The following is a 20135-nucleotide window of genomic DNA, read 5'->3' as shown; positions in this document are numbered from 1 at the left end:
TTTAGAACGTCGTGAGACAGTTCGGTCCCTATCTGCCGTGGACGTTTGAGATTTGAGAGGGGCTGACCTTAGTACGAGAGGACCGGGTTGGACGAACCTCTGGTGTTCCGGTTGTCACGCCAGTGGCATTGCCGGGTAGCTATGTTCGGAAAAGATAACCGCTGAAAGCATCTAAGCGGGAAACTTGCCTCAAGATGAGATCTCACTGGAGCCTTGAGCTCCCTAAAGGGCCGTCGAAGACTACGACGTTGATAGGTTGGGTGTGTAAGCGCTGTGAGGCGTTGAGCTAACCAATACTAATTGCCCGTGAGGCTTGACCATATAACACCCAAACAATCTGCCCATCAAGCAGAGGGTGTCGATGGTGAAGTCGACAGAAAGCCGAAAATTTGCAAGAACTACAAATTATCTATCACATATCCAAGGGATAGCGTCTTACGACGAGATCCCAACCGAATTGCTTGACGACCATAGAGCGTTGGAACCACCTGATCCCATCCCGAACTCAGTAGTGAAACGACGCATCGCCGATGGTAGTGTGGTGCTTCACCATGTGAGAGTAGGTCATCGTCAGGCTCCTATACGAAACCCCAGATCGCGCACGCGGTCTGGGGTTTCTTCTTTGTGGCGCGGAAAATGGTGTGTGGCGGTGAGAGTCCCGGGGCGCCGGCCACCGGAGCGCCGGCCGAGCCTTCGTCAAGCTCCTATACGAAACCCCAGATCGCCAACGCGGTCTGGGGTTTCTTCTTTGTGCGCTGGAAAACAACGCTTCGCGTAGGGTGCGCTGCGCGCACCGCCAATGACGCGAGCATCTCGGTGCGCACGGCGCACCCTACGGGGCAATGCAGCGCACCCTACGGGGCTGGCGGCGCTTTGGGGCGTCAATAAAAAGGCCACCTTGGAGGTGGCCTTTGGTGCTTCTGGGCGATGATCAATCGCCGCGATATTCGCAGCCGCTGGTGCAGGTTTCGTGGATGCGTACGCGCGACAGCTCTGGTAGCAGTGGTTTGACCTGTTGCCAGATCCACTTGGCCAGCACTTCGCTGGTGGGGTTTTCCAGGCCGGGAATGTCGTTCAGGTAGTTGTGGTCGAGCTGCTCGTAGATCGGTTTGAAGATCGCCTTGATCTCCGAGAAGTCACGAATCCAGCCGGTATAGGGATCGACTTCACCTTCGATATAGATGGCAACTCGAAAGGAGTGACCATGCAGGCGGCCGCATTTGTGGCCTTCCGGTACGTGGGGCAGGCGATGGGCCGCCTCGAAGATGAACTCTTTGAACAATTCCACTGAACAGCGCTCGCGTGATGATTTCGCCTGATAGGCGTTGAGTCGCGCAGTTTATCAGGTCTGTCCGAGAGCCTGGGGCTCGGTAGTCGGCAGGTGAGATGACTCAGCACCTCATGACCCGCGTATCAAAGCGGTTGCAGACGTTCCGCCAGGTGGCCGCTTTCGACCAACTCGAGAAATTCGTCACCGAGCCGCGAACTCTCGGCCATCGCCTGGCGCCAGTAGCGCTCGCGTCCTTGGTCATTGCCCAGGTAGCGTTTGAAGTCGGTGCGATCCGGCAGTTTGCCGTGTGGCAGGCGCGCCAGGTAGTCGCGTGATGGCGCCAGCAGCAGTACATCCTGCAGGCGCGTGCGGTCGCCACGGCGCCAGGGCATGCTCTTGTCGAACCAGCCGGGTATCACACGATCGGTGAAGTGCGGATAGAGCACGATATCTTCGCCGCTGTAGGGTAGGTCGAGGTGATAGTCGAGCAGGCCGCCATCGCGATAGGCGCCCGGCTCCAGGCCAGGAATCTCGCGAATCGCCTCCATCACCATGGGAATCGAGCCCGAAGCCAGCAGAGCGTGGCGCAGGTTTTCCGGGGTCAGCGCATGGAAGTGCGAGCGGAAGTCGCTCAGCTGTGCCAGAGGCGGCACCTGTCGCGCATCATGCAGAATCACGCGGTCGAAATGGCGGCCAAGGCGCTGGCGGGCCAGGAAGTTGTTACCGATCACCGATGACAGGCCGAGGCTGAGTTTGCCGCGATGATCGTGTTGCAGCAGGCCGTGACTCTTCACCACGACAATGTGCAGGCGATAGTGCGGGTTGGCGATGATGGCAGCATCCTGATCCGCGAGCAGCTCGTTGAGCATCTGCCGGCAACTGCCCGACACCTCGGCCATGCTCACGCCCTTGGCGAAGCGTTGAGAGGTGTACAGCTCGCCGAGTCGTCGAATCCCGGCGGCCGGATCTGGCAGGCAGGCGCTGGCGAAGCGCCAGGAGCCGATGGAAGCCCCGATCAGGGCGCGTTCGCGTGGCGCACGGGGCAGCCAGTCTCCAAAGAGTGCGAGATCCAGTCCCTGAATGCCGATGCCTTTGGGTCCTCCGGCTGCGCCAGGCAGGATGCCGACGTCCGCCGGGCTCAGGCCATTCTGGCGAATTCTCGCCAAGGCCCTGGGGCCGGCCTTGATCGTCAGGGCAGGGGATTTGATATGGATCGCGCTCATCATGCCTCCTTTCGCAGCAGGCGATTATAGAGGGCTGGGTGAGCAGGCCAAGCCACTTCATGCGGTGAATGACGCGAGTGAATTCAGCTTGAATTAAGTGCCTGGGCCTAGAGTGGCAGTCACTGATTCACTGCTGGAGAAAGCCATGAAACGATTGATCCACCTCGCAACACTTGCCACCCTCGTCAGCGCCGCTACCATTGCCCAGGCGCGCGATCTCGGTCCGGACGAGGCCCTGCGTCTGCGTGATGCAGGTACCATCAAATCCTTCGAACAGCTCAATGAGGCGGCATTGGCCCAACACCCGGGTGCACGCATCGAAGAAACCGAGCTGGAAGACGAATACGGCCGCTATATCTATCAGATCGAGCTGCGCGATACCCAGGGCGTGCAGTGGGACCTGGAGCTGGATGCCAGCACCGGGGAAATGCTCAAGAACCACCAGGACGATTGATGAAGTTTCGACGTACCACCGCGCTATTGCTGGTACTGGCATGCGGTTTTGCCAGCGTGCCAGGCGTTGCGCGCGATCTCGATCAGGATGAGGCTCTGCGCCTGCGGCGCGAAGGGGTCATCATGCCCTTCGAGCAACTGATGCAGCACATCGGCAATGCCTACCCCGGTTCCACGCTGCTTGAAGCGGAGCTGGAGGAAGAGGATGGCGTGCTGGTCTATGAGGTCGAGATTCTGACCACCTCGGGCGTGGTGCGCGAGCTCGAACTGGATGCCCGCAACGGCACTATTCTGAAGGATGAGGAAGACGACTGATGCGCCTGTTGCTGGTGGAAGACCATGTACCCCTGGCCGATGAACTGACCGCCAGCCTGAGTCGCCAGGGCTATGCCGTGGACTGGCTGGCCGATGGTCGTGACGCGGCCTATCAGGGTGCCAGCGAGCCTTATGACCTGATCATTCTCGACCTCGGCCTGCCAGGCAAACCGGGGTTGGAGGTGCTGCAGGAGTGGCGTGCTGGCGGACTGGCCACGCCGGTGCTGGTGCTGACTGCGCGAGGTTCCTGGGCCGAGCGCATCGAAGGACTGAAGGCCGGCGCCGACGACTACCTGACCAAACCCTTCCACCCCGAGGAGTTGGCCCTGCGTATCCAGGCGCTGTTGCGCCGCGCCCATGGCCTGGCTAACCAGCCGCAACTGGAAGCCGCGGGTCTGCAGCTGGACGAGAGCCGCCAGTGCGTGACCTCGGGTGGCGAGGTTATTGACCTGACCGCAGCCGAGTTTCGCTTGCTACGTTATTTCATGCTGCATCCGGGGCAGATCCTGTCCAAGAGCCATCTCGCCGACCACCTCTATGACGGCGAGACCGAGCGTGACTCCAATGTCATCGAGGTGCACGTCAACCGCCTGCGCGGCAAGCTCGGGCGCAACGTGATCGAGACCCGTCGTGGGCAGGGCTACCGCTTTACCGGAGAGCAGGGTTGAGGTCCATTCAGCGTCGGCTTGGGATTGGCCTGGCCGCGACGCTGTTGCTGGTTGGACTGGTTCTGGCGCAGGCCAGCCTCTGGGTCTTCGATCGTGGCCTGCGCGCGTATCTGGAAGAGGACCTGCGCGATGAGGCGCAGGGGCTGCTGGCCGCCTTGGTGCGCGGCCCGGCGGGGCTGCAGCTGGATGAGCGACGCCTCGATCCCTCGTTCCAGCGACAATTTTCCGGGCATTACTTTCGCATCGACTTCTCCGACCGCAGCTGGCGTTCGCGCTCGCTGTGGGATCGTGAGCTGCTCAAACCCGATGGCACGGGCATGCAGGCCGAGCTGGGCGATGGCCCGCAAGGCCAGTTGTTGCTGATCTACCGCGCCGACTACCGGCGTTATGGTGAGAACCTGTCGATCAGCGTGGCGCAGGACTACCAGCCGATACTGCAGAGTTTTCGCCGTATGCAGTGGGTCGGGCTTGGCCTGGGCGGTGCGGCGCTGCTGCTGATCCTGATCGCCCAGCGCTACACTGTGCGCCGCGCGCTACGTCCGCTGGAGCAGGTGCGCCAGCAGATCGCACAGCTGCAACAGGGCCGACGTACCGACCTGGATGCCGAGGTGCCTGAGGAGCTGGAGTCGCTGGTGGCGCAGATCAACCACCTGTTGGCGCACACCGAGGACACCCTCAAGCGCTCGCGTAATGCCCTGGGCAACCTTGGGCATGCGCTGAAAACGCCGCTGGCCGTGTTGATCAGCTTGGCTGGCCGAGAAGAGTTGGCGGCACATCCGGCATTGCGCGCGACCATGCGCGAGCAGTTGGAACAGATCGAGCAGCGCTTGAGCCGCGAGCTGGGGCGTGCGCGTCTGGCTGGCGAGGTGTTGCCGGGGGCGCGCTTCGATTGCGCGCAGGAACTGCCAGGGCTGTTCGCGACCTTGTCGATGATTCATGACCGCGGCCTGAGTCTGGATTGGCAGGCGCCGCCAGGTCTGATGCTGCCGCGTGATCGTGAAGACTTGCTGGAGCTGCTCGGCAACCTGCTGGACAACGCCTGCAAATGGGCCGATCAGCGCGTGCAGTTGACGGTGGAGGAGAGCGCCGAGGGTTATCACCTGGCTGTCGATGATGATGGCCCCGGCATCGATGCCGAGCGCCGCGAGGACGTGCTGGGCCGCGGCACTCGCCTAGACGAACAAGTAGCGGGGCACGGCTTGGGCCTCGGTATCGTGCGCGATATCATCGAGGCCTGGCATGGTCGCATCGAACTACAGGACAGCCCACTGGGTGGGCTGCGGGTGATGGTCAGTCTGCCCCGGCGTTGAACCTCAGGCTCACGCCATCGCCTGGTGGGTTACGCGGCACGATAAAGTCGCTGGCATCTGCAAGCGCAGTGTTTCGCGCCGCTAACCCACCTACGGGGCGTGCAAGACGATCCCTTACATCCCGTTGGCGAAGGCCGGGTTCTCGAAACTGATTGCGGTGCGCACCGGTTGCAGGGCATGGGCGTAACGCACCAGCACGTCGAGTGCGTAATCGATGCGGGCGCGGAGTCGCTCCTCGGCTTCATCCACCGGCTGCGGGCCGTTCAGGACTTTCTCGACCTGACGCACGATCAGGTGCTCCGGCAGGTAGCACAGGCGGCAGTTCTTGTAGCTGGAGGCACGCAGTTCGCTGATCGGGTAGGCGCCGCCGATGCCGGAGGACACGCCCACCAGCAGGCCCGGCTTGTGCGCCAGTTCGGCCTTGCTGGCGTAGATGAAGAAGTTCTTGATCGCCGGGCAGGCCATGCCATTCCACTCCGGCGCGATGATCACCACCGCATCGGCGGCCGCCAGTTGTTGCTGGTACATGCCCCAGGGGCCGGCATCTTCAGCGGGCCACAGCGGCAGCGGCGCCAGGCCCAGATCAATGATGCTGCTGGTGTCCTGGGTGGTTTGACCCATCTCGATCAGGCGCTGACGCAGTACGCGAGCGACCTTCCCCGATTGGCTGTTGTTGCGGCTGGAGCCGGCGACCAAGGCGATGTTGAGCATGTTGCTTCCCCCAAAAAAGAACGCAGGCTAGGCGATTGCCTGCCTGCGCTGCAAGGGAAGCGCCGCCAGATCGAGGATGATTTGGCGTCATGCTCACCTCTGCGCGGCCCGGATTTGAGGTGCGCACGGCGCGCTCTACCGATGTCAGACGCGGAACTGGTCCATCAGGCTTTGCTGGTGATTGGCCAGGCGGTTGAGGTTCTGGCTCACCTGCGCCGACTCGTCGGCCTGCGCGGTGATGGCCTCGGTGACGTCGCGGATCGAGGCGACATTGCGGTTGATCTCCTCGGCCACCGAACTCTGCTCCTCAGCGGCACTGGCGATCTGCAGGTTCATGTCGGTAATGGTGCTGACCGCCTGGCTGATGCGCTGCAGCGCAGCCACGGCCTGCTGTACCTGCTCGACGCTGCCCTGGGCCTGACGATGGCTGCTGTGCATGGTGCTGACCACTTCGCGCGTGCCACTCTGCAGGCCTTCGATCACCTGGCGAATCTCCTCGACCGAATCTTGAGTGCGTTTGGCCAGGTTGCGCACCTCGTCTGCGACCACGGCAAAACCGCGACCGGCTTCACCCGCACGGGCGGCTTCGATGGCGGCGTTGAGGGCGAGCAGGTTGGTCTGTTCGGCAATCGAGCGAATCACTTCGAGCACCGAACCGATCTGTTCGCTGCTACTGGCCAGGCCTTCGACTTCCTGCATGGCCACGTTCATTTCGTTGGCCAGCAGGTCGATGGTGCTGGTGGTGCGATCAATCACTTGCAGGCCTTCGCGGCTGGCCTGGTCGGCATTGCGTGCGGCTTCTGCGGCCTGCGCTGCGTTGTGCGCGACATCCTGAGCGGTGGCGCTCATTTCCTGGAAGGCGGTCGCCACCTGATCCACCTCGCGATACTGCTGCTGCATGCCGGCGCTGGTCTGGCTAGCGATAGCCGCTGACTGATCGGCAGTGCTGCGGGCGTCGATCACGCTGTTCTTCACGTCAGCGATGATCGGCTGCAGCTTGTCGAGGAAGCGGTTGAACCAGCCGGCCAGCTCGCCCAGCTCATCCTGCCGGGCGTATTGCAGGCGGCGTGTTAGATCGCCTTCACCGCTGGCGATGTCCTTGAGCATGGCCGCCACGCCGAGAATCGGCCGCGTTACGCCGCGTGCGGTCAGCCACATCAATAATAGGCCGGCGATCACCGCGACAAGGCCCATCAGCAGGGCGACCAGGCTGTCACTGGCGCGGTTGGCATCGAGCTGTGCGCCCAGCTTGATGGCGCGCTCGAGCAAGACTTGCTGAGGCACTTCGAGCAGCACTGACCAGGGCTTGGCCTCGGGGATCGGTTTGAACGGGCTGAGTTCGCGGAGCATGTCACCGTGGCGCAACTCGGCGTCGCTGCCGCTCTGGATCAGCCCGCGCAGTTCGCTGGCGTTCTCGGGAAAGGCACGTTCGACCGGTTGGCTCAGCAGGCTGCCGTCGCGGCTATTGCCCGCAAGCAGCGCGCCGGGGCTGAAGATGCTGATATGGCCCTGGCCGTCGTACAGCTCGCGATTGGCCTCCTGGCTGATCTGCTGCAGGCTGGCCAGGCTGATATCCACACCCATCACGCCGATGATCTTGCCGTCGAGCTCCAGGGGGAAGGCGATGCTGGTCATCAGCGTCTTCTGCCCGCCGACTTCGTCGTAGTAGGGCTCCAGCACGCAGGCCTGACGGGTTTCGCGCGGGCAGGTGTACCAGGCGTTATAGGCCACACCGTTGTCGCCTGGCGTGGTGTCGCCGAGCAGTTTCTCGGTCATCGCCTCGGCTTCCAGCTGACCGACCGTGGGTTGCGCCCAGTACAGCGCGAAGCGGCCGGCCTCGTTGCTGCCTAGATCGGGCTGATCGGCGAAGAGTTCGTCCTTGCCATCCAACGCATTGGGCTCGAACACCAGGTACAGGCCAAGCAGGGCAGGGTTGGCTTCCAGGCTGCTGCGCACCTGGCGGGTCAGGTCTTCGCGCAGGTCGAACGCGTCGAGAAAGCGTTTTTCCGCCTGTTCACGCAGGAACAGGATTTGCCGGGAAAATCCCTTGCCGTACTGGTAGGCGTCCATGAAGTAGCGCTGGATGCGGATCGCCTGCAGCTCGCCGCGTGCTTTCAGGCGCAGTTTGGCGCTTTCCTCCAGCATGCCGGAACTGGCCTCGCGCACCAGGCTGGCGCTGCGGCTGGATTGGTACTGTGAGGCGCTCACCAGCAAGGTGACGATGGCGAGCAGGCACAGGCCGGCGAGCAGGGTGATCTTCCACTGGATCGAAAGACGGCTGAACAGCATGGTGCGTTCCTTTCTACATGGACTAGTACGGTTATCGGTGTGCGGCCCGCTTTCTTGACAGATGCGGATTTCGGTCTGAATTATGCACGCTTTGCTTTATATTCTGAACGCCTGCTCATTTTGACAGGATAGTTCGCATCCGGCAGAGTACGCGGCTTTTTGCGCCGGCCTTGCCGGCACGCTTGCAGGTGGAACGCTCTATGAACGCTGTAATCGCCGCGGTCGGCATCATGCTGGCCCTCAGTCTTTGTCGCGTACACGTGGTCGTGGCGCTGATCGTCGGGGCGCTGGCCGGTGGCCTGCTCGGTGGCCTGGGTGTCGAGGGCACGCTGCAGGCGTTCAACCAGGGGCTCGGCGGCGGGGCGACGGTGGCGTTGTCCTATGCACTGCTCGGCGCCTTTGCGGTGGCCATCGCCAAGTCGGGCCTCGCCCATGCCCTGGCGGACAAAGCCCTGGCGCTGGTTGACAAGCAGCAGGCTGGTGCCGGTGGTGTGCTGAAATGGCTACTGATCGCGCTGTTGCTGGTGGTCGCGATCTCCTCGCAGAACCTGGTGCCGATCCACATCGCCTTCATTCCGCTGCTGGTGCCGCCGCTGCTCTATGTGTTGAGCAAGTTGCAGTTGGACCGCCGGTTGATCGCCTGCGTGCTGACCTTCGGCCTGATCACGCCGTACATGTTCCTGCCGGTAGGATTTGGCGGCATCTTCCTCAACGAGATTCTGCTGGCCAACGTGGCCAAGTCCGGTGTCGACGTCACGGGTATCAGCATCACCCAGGCCATGGCGATCCCGGCACTGGGCATGCTCTTCGGCCTGCTCGTCGCGGTGCTGTTCAGCTACCGCGGCAAGCGTGTCTATGACCTGGAGAAGGTCGCGCAGGCCGAGCGCGTGGACGTGCAATACAACCCGTTGAGTCTGCTGGTGGCAGGGCTTGCCATCGCCGCCGCGTTCGTCGTGCAGTTGTGGCTGGACTCGATGATCATCGGTGCGCTGGTCGGCTTCGTGATCTTCTCGGTGTCCGGCGTGGTGCGCTGGAAAGAGGCGGACGACCTGTTCACCGAAGGCATGAAGATGATGGCCATGATCGGCTTCATCATGATCGCCGCTGCCGGCTTCGCCGAGGTGATGAAGACCACGGGTGAAGTGAAGGCGCTGGTGGACAGCTCGGCTGAGCTGATCGGTCACAACAAGGCGGTCGGTGCGCTGCTGATGTTGCTGGTCGGGCTGCTGGTGACCATGGGTATCGGTTCTTCCTTTTCGACCATCCCGATCATCGCCGCGATCTTCGTGCCGCTGGGCGTGCAACTGGGCTTCAGCCCGCTGGCTATAGTCTGCATCGTCGGCACTGCCGGTGCTCTGGGCGACGCCGGCTCGCCGGCTTCGGACTCGACACTGGGGCCAACCTCGGGTTTGAACGCCGACGGTCAGCACAACCATATCTGGGACAGCGTCGTGCCCACCTTCCTGCACTACAACCTGCCGCTGCTGGCGTTCGGTTGGGCCGCCGCTATGCTGCTGTGAAGAGGTGGGCACGCCGGGTTAAGTTCTCGGTGTGGTAGGTCGCTTAATTCCTCCACGGGGCTGCCGATATATCGGTAGCCCCGTTTTTGGTTTCGCACATAAGGACAACAAGAAATGCGCCTGACACTCAAAGCCAAGGTCATCCTGCTTGCGCTGGTTCCCGTCATCCTCTTCGCCCTGGTGCTCAGCGGCACGGCTGCGCGGGTGCTGCAAAGCCTGGCGGCTGACGAGGTCGCCGAGACCCGTGAGCGCCTGCTGCAAGAGAAACGCAGCGAGCTGGAACACTACATCCAGATCGCCATGGGCTCGGTAAAGGGCCTCTACGATGGTGCGGCGCAGGGCGATATGGCCAGTCGCGAGCAGGCCATCGCGATCCTCTCCAAGATCAAATACGGTGCCGATGGCTACTTCTTCGGTCACGACTCCAATGTGGTGCGCCTGTTCCGTGGCGACAGCCCGGTGGATGTCGGCAAGAGCCTTGTCGACCGACGCGACTCCAATGGCGTCTATATCAACCGCGAGCTGGTCAACGTGGCGAAGAACAACAGCTACTTCGTCAACTACTCCTCGCCGCTGCCGGGCAACGAGGCCGTGCAGGTACCCAAACTCGCCTACAGCTATTACCTGCCGAAGTGGGACATGGCCCTCGGCACCGCGCTCAACCTCGACGGCATGGAGGCGCGCATCAGCGAGGTGCAGGCCGAGATCGACCGGCGCATCGGCACCATCATCACCAGCATCGTGGTCGTCGCGGCAGTACTCCTGCTGGTGTTCGGCGTGATCGGGGTGTGGCTGGGCAACGCTTTCCTGCGTCCGTTGCAGCAGATCAAGGCCAACCTTGACGATATCGCTGCGGGCGAGGGCGATCTGACTCGTCGCCTACCCGTGACCAGTAACGATGAGCTGGGCCAGCTTGCCGGCTCCTTCAACCGCTTCGTCGAGAAAGTGCATGGCCTGGTACGGCAGATCGTCGAGATGACCGGGCAGCTCACCGAACTGGTGGGCCAGGTTTCGCAGCAGGCGCAGCGTTCCGAGCAGGCCATGGCACAGCAGCGTCACGAAACCGATCAGGTGGCCACGGCGATCAACGAAATGTCGGCCGCCGCGCATGAAGTCGCCAAGAGCGCGCAGAACGCCGCCGAAGCCGCGCAACAGACCGACCGCGAAGGGCAGGCTGCCAAAAGCGTGGTTGATGGCAGCATCCAGCGCATCCACTCACTGGTGGACGACATTCGCAGCAGTGGCGTATCGCTCGACAACCTGCAGCAGGACGTGCAGTCCATCGTCAGCGTGCTCGACGTGATCCGCTCCATCGCCGAACAGACCAACCTGCTGGCACTCAACGCCGCCATCGAAGCCGCGCGTGCCGGTGAGGCCGGGCGCGGTTTTGCCGTGGTCGCCGATGAGGTGCGCGCCCTGGCCAGCCGCACCCAGCAGAGCACCCAGGAAATCCAGGGCATGATCGACCGATTGCAGCAGGGCACCCAGCAGTCAGTGACCTCGATGCGCCGCTCCAGTGATGCCGGCGAGCTGACCAGCGAGCAGGCCAACAAGGCCGGCGAATCGCTCGATGCCATCGCTCAACTGATCGCCACCATCAATGCGATGAACGCGCAGATCGCCAGCGCCGCCGAGGAGCAGACGGCAGTGGCCGAGGAGATCAACCGTAGCGTGCATCAGATCGCCGTCGCCGTGGACAGCGTCGCCGACGAAACCGAACGTGGCGCGCAGACCGCACGCAGCCTGGCTGGTCTGGGTGATCGCCTCGGCGCGCTGGTGCGTCAGTTCCGCATCTGATTCAGAGCGGGAAACTCCAGCGGCTGAAGGCGTCGCTGAGCAACTCGATCCAGGCGCGGACAGCCGGCGACATGCCGCGCCTGTGGGTGTAGGCCAGTTGAATGTGGCCCTGCGGCACCGTCCACTGCGGCAGCAGGGCGATCAGGCGGCCATCGGCCAGTTCCTCATGGCAGTAGGTGGTGGGCAGCAGGGTAATGCCCACCCCGGCCAGTGCCGCCGACTTGCGCATTGGAAAGTCGTCGACGGCCAGGCGCGCTTCCAGGGCAATTTCGCGAAACTCCTCAGAAGTGGCGTGGCAAAAGCGCAGATGGATGCGTCGGTCCGCGCCAATCGCGCCCAGGGCCGGCAACTGCTGCAGGTCTTCTGGCTGCTCCAAGCGCAGCCCGGCTATCAGATCCGGGCGCGCCACCACCAGCGCGCGCGCTGGTAGCAGGCGGCGAGTGATCAGACCCGGTTCTTCGTCATCGGCGTTGCGCACGCGCAGCGCGACGTCCACGGCCTCGTTGAGCAGATCGATACGGCGGCTGGTCTGTACGACCTCCAGCTGCACCCTGGGGTAGCGCGTCAGAAAATCATTGATCACGTCGGGCAGCAGGGCCACGCCCGGTGGAGTGGAGAAGCGCACCCGGCCACGCGGTTCGCTGGTCAGGTTGGTCACGGTTTCCTCGGCCTGCTCGGCCTCCAGCAGCATGGCCTGGCAATGGCGCAGGTAACGTTCGCCGATATCGGTCAGCGCCAGTTTGCGTGTCGAGCGCTGTAGCAAGCGCGCACCCAGGCGCTGCTCCAGCTCGGCGATGCGCCGCGACAGGCGTGATTTCGGAATGCCCAGTGCGCGCCCGGCCGCAGCGAAACCGCCTGCTTCCACGACCTTGGCAAAATAGAAAAGATCATTGAGATCATGCATACCATTGTCCTACCGGTGGGACGAAGCATCGCGTTTTTGCCATCTTATCGGTTATTGGTTCCGCGGGTAGCCTCTGTTCTATCGCGTCGCCACGTCGCACGACACCTTGGAGAGAACCTATGAAACTACTGCACCTCGATTCCAGCATCCTTGGTGATGCGTCCGCTTCCCGTCAGCTCAGCCGCTCCGTGGTCGAGGCCTGGAGCGCTGTCACTGCAGATGCCCGGGTGACTTACCGCGACCTTGCCAGCGAGGCGCTGAGCCACTTTTCCGCTGCCACCCTGGTAGCCGCCGGTACCCCGGCCGAGCTGCGTGACGCCGCGCAGAAACACGAGGCCGAGCTGGCCGAGCGCACCCTGGAAGAGTTTCTCGCTGCCGATGCCATCGTCATCGGTGCGCCGATGTACAACTTCGCCATTCCCAGCCAACTGAAGGCTTGGATCGACCGCATCGCCGTTGCCGGCAAGAGCTTCAAGTACACCGAGAACGGCCCGGTAGGGCTGGCTGGTGGCAAGACCGTAGTGATCGCCTCCAGCGCCGGTGGCATCCATGCCGGCCAGCCGTCTGGCCAGGCGCATGAGGACTATCTGGTGCGCATGCTGAATTTCGTCGGCATCGACGATATCGAGATCGTTCGCGCCGAAGGTCTGGCCTACGGCGAAGAGCCGCGCGCCGAAGCCATGAAAGGTGCTGCGCAGCGTATCTCCGAGCTGTTCGCTACTGCTTGAGCAGGGTGCTGAAACAACAAAGCCCGCTTTCGCGGGCTTTGTTGTTTCTGGGCTGAGAGCGCTGTCGTCCAGCCCTCTCCCCAACCCCTCTCCCGTAGATGGGAGAGGGCGTTTTCTTGTGAGTTTCAGACGATGATGCCCTGGCTGCGCAGGTAGTCGTCGTAGGTGCCGCTGAAGTCGGTGACGCCGTTGTCCGACAGTTCGATGATGCGCGTGGCCAGGGAGCCAACGAACTCGCGGTCATGGCTGACAAAAATCAGCGTGCCCGGGTAGTTCTCCAGCGCCAGGTTGAGCGCTTCGATCGATTCCATGTCCAGGTGGTTGGTCGGTTCGTCCATCACCAGTACGTTGGGTTTCTGCAGGATCAGCTTGCCGAACAGCATACGACCCTGTTCACCACCGGAGATGACCTTCACCGACTTGAGAATCTCGTCGTTGGAGAACAGCATGCGTCCGAGGGTGCCGCGGATCACCTGCTCGCCGGTGGTCCACTGGCCCATCCAGTCGAACAGGGTCACGTCATCTTCGAAATCGTGGGCGTGATCCTGCGCGTAGTAACCAACCTCGGCGCTCTCGGTCCATTTCACCGAACCGGCATCCGGGGTCGTCTCGCCGACCAGGGTGCGCAGCAGGGTGGTCTTGCCGATACCGTTGGGGCCGATGATCGCCACGCGCTCGCCGGCTTCGACGGTGAAGCTGAAGTTCTTGAACAGTACCTTGTCGTCGAAGGCCTTGGACACTTTCTCGATGGTCACGGCCTGGCGGTGCAGTTTCTTGGTCTGCTCGAAGCGAATGAACGGGCTGACGCGGCTCGACGGCTTGACCTCGGCCAGCTGGATCTTGTCGATCTGCTTGGCGCGGCTGGTGGCCTGCTTGGCTTTCGAGGCGTTGGCCGAGAAGCGGCTGACGAAGCTTTGCAGCTCGGAGATCTGCGCCTTCTTCTTGGCGTTGTCGGCCAGCAATTGCTCGCGCGACTGGGTGGCGGCGGTCATGTATTCGTCGTAGTTGCCCGGGAACAGACGCAGCTCGCCGTAATCCAGGTCGGCCATGTGGGTGCAGACCGAGTTGAGGAAGTGACGGTCGTGGGAAATGATGATCATGGTGCTGTTACGCGCCGTTAGGATCGTTTCCAGCCAGCGGATGGTGTTGATATCCAGGTGGTTGGTCGGCTCGTCGAGCAGCAGCACGTCCGGGTCCGAGAACAGCGCCTGGGCCAGCAGCACGCGCAGCTTCCAGCCTGGAGCGACTTCGCTCATCGGGCCGAAGTGCTGCTCCAGCGGAATACCCAGGCCCAGCAGCAGCTCGCCCGCGCGCGATTCGGCGGTGTAGCCGTCCATCTCGGCGAACTCACCTTCGAGCTCGCCGACCTTCATGCCGTCTTCTTCGCTCATTTCTGGCAGCGAGTAGATGCGGTCGCGCTCGGCCTTGACCTTCCACAGCTCTTCGTGGCCCATGATCACGGTGTCGATCACGTTGAATTCTTCGTAGGCGAACTGATCCTGGCGCAGCTTGCCCAGGCGCACGTTCGGCTCGAGCATCACCTGGCCGCCGGAAGGCTCGAGGTCGCCGCCAAGAATTTTCATGAAGGTCGACTTGCCGCAGCCGTTGGCGCCGATCAGGCCGTAGCGGTTGCCGTTGTTGAACTTGACGGAAACGTTCTCGAACAGCGGCTTGGCGCCGAACTGCATGGTGATGTTAGCGGTGGAAATCAAAGGACTTACCTATCAGTAACTTGAGGTGCGCTGTTTAAAGGGTGATACCGCTTCGAGCCTTTCAGCCCGGCCCGAACCGAGGAAGACGAACCTGCGCGTATAAGTGAACGCTACGCCCCTGCCGGCAGACGAGCCGATAAGGCTGGTGAGGCATGGGGGTGAGTGTCGGGCATCGTGGCGCCGGTTGCCGTCGGTGGACGGGGCGGCGTCGAAGCGCGCAATGGTATCACTTGGCACTTCGAACCACAGCCCGTCATGGGCTGCTCGAGATAAAAGGTGGCGAGGCAGCGGTCATTTTAGTGACCACAGCTAGCTGAAAAGGGCGAGGAGGGACGACCTGACTCGCAAGGCTGGTGCTTCGCAAGCTGAAAAATTTGTAATAAGAATGATTCGCTATTAATGTTCGCAGCGGTCGCCATGCTCCTTCATGGTGTTTTCAGCCTGCTGGTATGGGCCGCTTTATGTCCTCGTCTGAAACCGATTCGATCATTCCCCTCGATGTGCTGTACGGCACGCATCAGGGCTGGCTGCATGGCTGGCTGCGGCGTTCTGTCGGCTGTTCGCAGCAGGCGGCGGATCTGGTTCAGGACACCTTTCTGCGCCTGCTGGTGCGTGATCAGCCTGTCGACAATCGGGCGCCTCGTGCCTTGCTGGCGCGTATCGCCCGTGGCCTGGTGATCGATCACTGGCGGCGCGATGCGTTGGAGCGCGCGTATCTCGAAGCCCTGGCGCTGTTGCCCGAGGCGAGCCATCCGTCGCCGGAGGTTCGCTACGAGGCCTTGCAGTCCCTGGAGCGCATCGCGCAGTTGCTCGAAGGGTTGAAGCCCGCCGTGCGCGAGGCGTTTCTGCTGTATCAGCTCGGCGGCCTCAACCATACGCAGGTGGCGCGGCAACTGGGCGTTTCCAGTCGCACCGTTGAGCGCCATGTAGCCCATGCCTTGCTGCATTGCTATCGCCTGTGTTTCGAGGCTGCGCCGTGATGACCGCCGGGCAGCCTTCCGAGTCCATCGTCCGTGCGGCCATCGAATGGCAGATGCGCCTGCGCGCTGAGCCTGCCAGTGTCGAGCTGCAACGCCAGTTGCACGACTGGCTGGCGCAGGACGAACAGCATGACCAGGCCTGGCAACGCCTGCAGCAGATGGCCGGGCTGTTTCGGTTGAATCCTCTGGGCGATGCGGCGCAAGCCATTCCCTTGTTGCAGCGGGCCGAGGCGGATCTGAGTCGGCGCCGGATGCTCAAGCTGCTCGGTTTGACGGCCGGTAGCGCTACGCTGCTGGCGGCTGCCTCGGCGCCGGTGTGGCGCACTGACTTCGCCACGGCCACCGGCGAAACTCGGCGGCTTAACCTGGCGGGTGATGTCCAGGTGTTGCTCAACACCGGCAGCGCAGTCGATGTAAACGGACAGCAGCTCTTGTTGCGTAGTGGCGAGGCGCTGGTGGAGGGTGGGCAATGGCAGCTGCGCTGTAGTTTTGCCGAATGCTTGGGGCTCCGCGCGCGCATGTCGGTGCGCGAGTACGACAGCCGCAGCGAAATACGGGTGGAGCAGGGCGAGGTTCTGGTTCGCGCCGCGGCAGGTCAGCGTCGGTTGCAGGCCGGCGAAGGGCTGGCGGTATCGGCCAGGGGTATGAATCCGCTGGGGCGAAGCGCACTCGATCCCTTCGCCTGGACACGCGGGCTGCTGGTGGTCAACGACATTCGCCTGGTGGATTTTCTCGCCGAGGCGGGGCGCTATCGGCACGGCTGGCTAGGCTGCGATCCGGCGGTGGCCGACCTGCGCCTGTCCGGTGTGTTCCGCCTCGCTGAGCCCGGGCTGATGTTGCGCAACATCACCCATCTGTTGCCGGTGGCGCTGGTCGAGCGAACCCGCTGGTGGGTGCGCGTGGTGCCCGTCGCATAAAAAATTTGTCGGACTTTAGCGGTTCATCCGGTTAGGGGTGATCACTCCCTGAATGGATACCCTCATGCGCTCTACCTGCTCTCTGCCGTCGCGCCTGCAACCGCGCAAGCTGTCCACTGCCATTTGTATCGCTCTGGCGCTATGCGGCGCTGCCACCAGCCCCGCATTGCTGGCGGCCGAGCCGGCGCCGCGTGCGGTGGCCGCCGATGTACCGGGCGGGGCGTTGGATCAAACGCTGAGCCTTTATGCCGAGCGGGCCGGCATCACCTTGTCGTACTCGCCGGAGACGGTCCGCGGGCGCGTCAGCTCCGGTTCGGCAGGCGCACAGTCGGTCGAGGAAGGCTTGTTGCAGATTCTCGGCGGCACCGGGCTAGTAGCCGACAAGATCGCATCCGGCTATGTGGTGCGGCCGCTGCGCGCCGATGACAGCTATCAGCTGCAGCCAGTGACCGTTGAGGCCGCACCGACGCAGAGCGCTTTCGCGCCGCTGCCGGGTTATTTCGCCAGCAATGCGAGTACGGCGACCAAGACCGATTTGCCGATTCTGCAGACCGCGCAGAGCATCAGCGTGGTCACCGCCGGGCAGATCGCCGATCGCAAGGTCGACCGCGTCGAAGACGCTGTGGCCTACAGCGCTGGCGTGCGCACCGGCGGCTCGGGACTCGATCCGCGCTTCGATCAGATCAACATCCGCGGCTTCGACACCACCATGTCCGCCGACTTCCTCGATGGTCTGCGCCAGCCCTACAACGGCTGGCTGTCGATCTACGGCACGGAGGCCTACGCCCTGGAGCGTATCGAGGTGCTCAAGGGCCCGGCTTCGGTGCTTTACGGGCAGATCAGCCCCGGCGGCATGGTCAACCGGGTGAGCAAGCGGCCCAGCCTGCAGGCGAAGAATCAGGTGGAAATCCAGGCTGGTAATCACGATCACCGGCAAGGGCAGTTCGATGTCGGCGGCAAGCTGGACGAGGCGGGCGATGTGCTGTTTCGCACTGTCGGCGTCTATCGCGACGCCCTCTACGACATCGAACAGCTGAACAATGACGTGCGCATGCTGGCGCCATCGCTGAGTTGGCAGATCGACCCGGCCACCAGCCTGACCCTGCTGGCCCAGTATCAGGAGCGTGAGACTGCCGCTTCGCCGATGCTCTATCACGACGGTAATCGCCTCACCGATTTCTGGCAGGGTGACGAGTACTTCGACAAGCTCGGCCAGCGTCAGTGGACCTTCGGCTACGAATTCGAGCACGCCTTCAACGACACCTTCAGCCTGCAGCAGAACCTGCGTTACGGCCAGTTGAATACCACCAACCAGTACCTGCAGCCAGATCCGAATGTGCCCATCGTCAATGGCATCATGGAGCGTTATGCCGTCGGTGTGTACGAGGACATGGAGTCGGTGAGCAGCGACACGCGCCTGATCAGCCGCTTCGCCACCGGCCAACTGCAGCACACGCTGCTCACCGGTTGGGATTACGCCTGGTTCGACAGTTCCGTGCTTTATGCCTCCGGGCCGGCGCCCTCGCTCGACATGAATGCGCCGGATTATCACCAGCCGGTCATCCGCCCCGGCACTCCGATCTCCGATCAGGATAGCCTGACCCAGCGCAGCGGCATCTACCTGCAGGACCAGATCGAACTCGACCGCTGGCGTCTTTCCGCTGGGGTGCGCCGTGACTGGGTGCACGTGCGAAATAGCAACAACCTGACCGACCGCAACAGCAAGATCAGTGACTCCGCCACCACCTACCAGATCGGTGCGCTGTACCTGTTTGATAATGGCCTGGCGCCCTATATCAGCTATGCCGAATCGTTCTTGCCGCAAAGTGGCAGCAACGCTGCCGGACCGCTCAAACCTACCGAAGGCACTCAGTACGAGATCGGCCTCAAGTACCAGCCGCCTGGCACCAGTGCACTGTTTACCGCGTCGCTCTATCACCTGACGCAGGAGAACGTCTCGACCCGCGACCCGCTCAAGCCGCTCAACACCGTGCAGACCGGCGAACAGGTATCACGCGGTCTGGAGCTGGAGGCCGTGGCCGACCTCAGTGAGCGTCTGCATCTGACCGCCAGCTACAGCTACAACGACCCCGAGGTGACCAAGAGCAACGATGGTAACCAGGGCAAGGATCCGAAAAACACGCCGCGCCACATGGCGGCGCTGTGGCTCGATTACAAGCTACCGTTTGGTCTCGGTTTCGGTGCGGGCGCGCGCTATACCAGCAGCGTCTACGGCAACAACATGAACACGGTGAAAAGTGAGGACTACACCCTGTTCGACGCCGGGGTGCACTACGATTTTGCTGGCGACCTGGACGGTGTGCGTCTAGCCGTCAATGCCCGCAACCTGACCGACAAGCAATACGTCAACTGTCAGGATGGCTATTGCTATCGTGGCGAGGCGCGCAGCGTGATCACCAGCCTGAGTTACAGCTGGTGAGTGCGCTGAGCTGGCTGCGCAGCGCTTTGACGGCGCTGTTGCTGGGTGGCCTTGCCACTGCCCAGGCCGACCCGGTCAATCTGGACGGTAGTGAACAATGGCTGATGAAGAGTGCCGAGGGCCGTGACTACCGGATCATGGTCAGCCTGCCGGAGGGCGATGTGCCTTATACCGGTGGCTACCCGGTGGTCTATCTGCTCGACGGCAATGCCTACTTTCCGGCATTCCATGCTGCCAAGCGGGCGCAAAAGCAATGGCGCAAGGCGATTATCGTCGCCATCGGCTACCCCAGCAGCACGCCGCTGGATTTCGAGCGTCGTGCGTTCGACCTGTCGCCGCCGCAACTGCCTGAGCGCAATGATCCGCCGCAGGGTGGCCAGGACCTGTTTCTCGATTTCATCGAGCAGCGCCTGATGCCCCAGGTCAATCAGCGCTTCAAGGTCGACCAGGACCAGGTCAGCCTGGTCGGCCATTCCTTTGGTGGCATGTTCGGCATCTATGCGTTGTTTACCCGGCCGCAGCTGTTCCAGCATGTTGTCGCCATCAGCCCAAGTCTGTGGTGGCGCGACCTCTACCTGCTGGCGCATGAGCGGGCATTCACCGAGCGTGCACATGCGGGCGAGCTGGACCTGATCCATCGCAGCCTGAGCATGTGGGTGGGCGATCGTGAAATGCCGCAGGAAATTCAGGACGTGCGCTCGCTGCAGCTGCGTCTGGAATCACTCTCGCAGTATGGTCTGCGCAGTAATTTCCAGCTCGAGGCGGGCGAGGACCACATGTCGATTCCGTTTCGTGTCACCACTCGGGTACTGGAAGAGCTGATGAGCACGCGGCGCTACTGAATTCCGCAACGGGGCTGTCAGGTGCGTATTAGAGGTAACAAGAGACGTTCTTGAAA

Annotated in this window: 17 protein-coding genes and 2 rRNA genes; 13 read left to right on the top strand and 6 right to left on the bottom strand. The window is 62.6% G+C overall.

Going from position 1 to position 20135, the window contains the following annotated elements; translation table 11 throughout:
• Positions 1-321: ribosomal RNA gene (locus tag BM059_RS19985) — 23S ribosomal RNA — on the top strand; the annotation flags it as partial.
• Between the two features lie 139 nt (positions 322-460).
• Positions 461-576 (top strand): 5S ribosomal RNA (gene rrf, locus BM059_RS19980).
• 355 nt (positions 577-931) lie between these two features.
• Here rrf and queD read toward each other — a convergent pair.
• Both queD and BM059_RS19970 read right to left on the bottom strand, forming a co-directional pair.
• Positions 932-1288 carry a 6-carboxytetrahydropterin synthase QueD gene (queD, locus tag BM059_RS19975; protein WP_003461315.1) on the bottom strand — a complete coding sequence of 119 codons (357 nt, stop codon included), beginning with the start codon at positions 1286-1288 and terminating at the stop codon, positions 932-934.
• Between the two features lie 125 nt (positions 1289-1413).
• On the bottom strand, positions 1414-2493 hold the full coding sequence (locus BM059_RS19970) for a patatin-like phospholipase family protein (protein WP_074941074.1): 1080 nt from the start codon (positions 2491-2493) through the stop codon (positions 1414-1416).
• Between the two features lie 145 nt (positions 2494-2638).
• On the opposite strand from BM059_RS19970, the gene BM059_RS19965 reads away from it, so the two are divergent.
• From BM059_RS19965 to BM059_RS19950, 4 genes are read left to right on the top strand one after another with little or no spacing between them, the layout of a single operon-like run.
• A complete protein-coding gene (locus BM059_RS19965) occupies positions 2639-2947 on the top strand; it encodes a PepSY domain-containing protein (RefSeq protein ID WP_074941073.1) in 309 nt (102 codons plus the stop codon).
• Positions 2947-3261 (top strand): PepSY domain-containing protein, encoded by a 315-nt coding sequence (locus BM059_RS19960; protein WP_074941072.1) that lies wholly within the window; start codon positions 2947-2949, stop codon positions 3259-3261. Before BM059_RS19965 ends, BM059_RS19960 begins: the two co-directional genes overlap by 1 nt.
• Entirely contained in the window at positions 3261-3929 is a 669-nt protein-coding gene (locus BM059_RS19955; RefSeq protein ID WP_074941071.1) for a response regulator transcription factor, read from the top strand. The genes BM059_RS19960 and BM059_RS19955 overlap by 1 nt, the downstream gene beginning before the upstream one ends.
• Positions 3926-5239, top strand: a complete 1314-nt coding sequence (locus BM059_RS19950; protein ID WP_074941070.1) for an ATP-binding protein — start codon at positions 3926-3928, stop codon at positions 5237-5239. The genes BM059_RS19955 and BM059_RS19950 overlap by 4 nt, the downstream gene beginning before the upstream one ends.
• A 114-nt stretch (positions 5240-5353) precedes the next feature.
• Here BM059_RS19950 and BM059_RS19945 read toward each other — a convergent pair whose 3' ends face one another.
• Both BM059_RS19945 and BM059_RS19940 read right to left on the bottom strand, forming a co-directional pair.
• Complete coding sequence (locus BM059_RS19945) at positions 5354-5950, bottom strand: NADPH-dependent FMN reductase (protein ID WP_074941069.1); 597 nt, start codon at positions 5948-5950, stop codon at positions 5354-5356.
• Between the two features lie 144 nt (positions 5951-6094).
• A complete protein-coding gene (locus BM059_RS19940; RefSeq protein ID WP_074941068.1) occupies positions 6095-8239 on the bottom strand; it encodes a methyl-accepting chemotaxis protein in 2145 nt (714 codons plus the stop codon).
• A 200-nt stretch (positions 8240-8439) separates the two neighbouring features.
• On the opposite strand from BM059_RS19940, the gene BM059_RS19935 reads away from it, so the two are divergent.
• A complete protein-coding gene (locus BM059_RS19935; RefSeq protein ID WP_074941067.1) occupies positions 8440-9759 on the top strand; it encodes a Na+/H+ antiporter family protein in 1320 nt (439 codons plus the stop codon).
• A gap of 114 nt (positions 9760-9873) precedes the next feature.
• Complete coding sequence (locus tag BM059_RS19930; protein WP_074941066.1) at positions 9874-11556, top strand: methyl-accepting chemotaxis protein; 1683 nt, start codon at positions 9874-9876, stop codon at positions 11554-11556.
• Position 11557: 1 nt separating this feature from the next.
• Here the strand turns inward: BM059_RS19930 and BM059_RS19925 are convergent, their stop codons facing one another.
• The gene (locus tag BM059_RS19925) at positions 11558-12460 is read right to left on the bottom strand and encodes a LysR substrate-binding domain-containing protein (protein ID WP_074941065.1); all 903 of its coding nucleotides are present in this window, start codon (positions 12458-12460) and stop codon (positions 11558-11560) included.
• Positions 12461-12579: 119 nt separating this feature from the next.
• On the opposite strand from BM059_RS19925, the gene BM059_RS19920 reads away from it, so the two are divergent.
• Positions 12580-13188 carry an FMN-dependent NADH-azoreductase gene (locus tag BM059_RS19920; protein ID WP_074941064.1) on the top strand — a complete coding sequence of 203 codons (609 nt, stop codon included), beginning with the start codon at positions 12580-12582 and terminating at the stop codon, positions 13186-13188.
• A 125-nt stretch (positions 13189-13313) separates the two neighbouring features.
• On the opposite strand, the gene BM059_RS19915 is transcribed toward BM059_RS19920, so the two are convergent.
• A complete protein-coding gene (locus BM059_RS19915) occupies positions 13314-14900 on the bottom strand; it encodes an ABC-F family ATPase (RefSeq protein ID WP_037005060.1) in 1587 nt (528 codons plus the stop codon).
• A 461-nt stretch (positions 14901-15361) separates the two neighbouring features.
• On the opposite strand from BM059_RS19915, the gene BM059_RS19910 reads away from it, so the two are divergent.
• The 4 genes from BM059_RS19910 (at position 15362) to BM059_RS19895 (ending at position 20079) form a co-directional block, all read left to right on the top strand.
• Complete coding sequence (locus BM059_RS19910) at positions 15362-15880, top strand: sigma-70 family RNA polymerase sigma factor (protein WP_074941081.1); 519 nt, start codon at positions 15362-15364, stop codon at positions 15878-15880.
• Complete coding sequence (locus BM059_RS19905) at positions 15880-16797, top strand: DUF4880 domain-containing protein (RefSeq protein WP_074941063.1); 918 nt, start codon at positions 15880-15882, stop codon at positions 16795-16797. Before BM059_RS19910 ends, BM059_RS19905 begins: the two co-directional genes overlap by 1 nt.
• A 64-nt stretch (positions 16798-16861) precedes the next feature.
• Entirely contained in the window at positions 16862-19237 is a 2376-nt protein-coding gene (locus BM059_RS19900; RefSeq protein WP_139220773.1) for a TonB-dependent siderophore receptor, read from the top strand.
• A complete protein-coding gene (locus BM059_RS19895; protein WP_244154438.1) occupies positions 19234-20079 on the top strand; it encodes an alpha/beta hydrolase in 846 nt (281 codons plus the stop codon). The genes BM059_RS19900 and BM059_RS19895 overlap by 4 nt, the downstream gene beginning before the upstream one ends.
• Positions 20080-20135 lie beyond the last annotated feature (56 nt).

Source organism: Ectopseudomonas composti (genome assembly GCF_900115475.1).
In the GTDB taxonomy this organism is placed as follows: Bacteria; Pseudomonadota; Gammaproteobacteria; order Pseudomonadales; family Pseudomonadaceae; genus Aquipseudomonas; species Aquipseudomonas composti.
The sequence above is the reverse complement of the archived record's forward strand: the minus strand, read 5'-3'. Positions and strand labels throughout refer to the sequence as shown.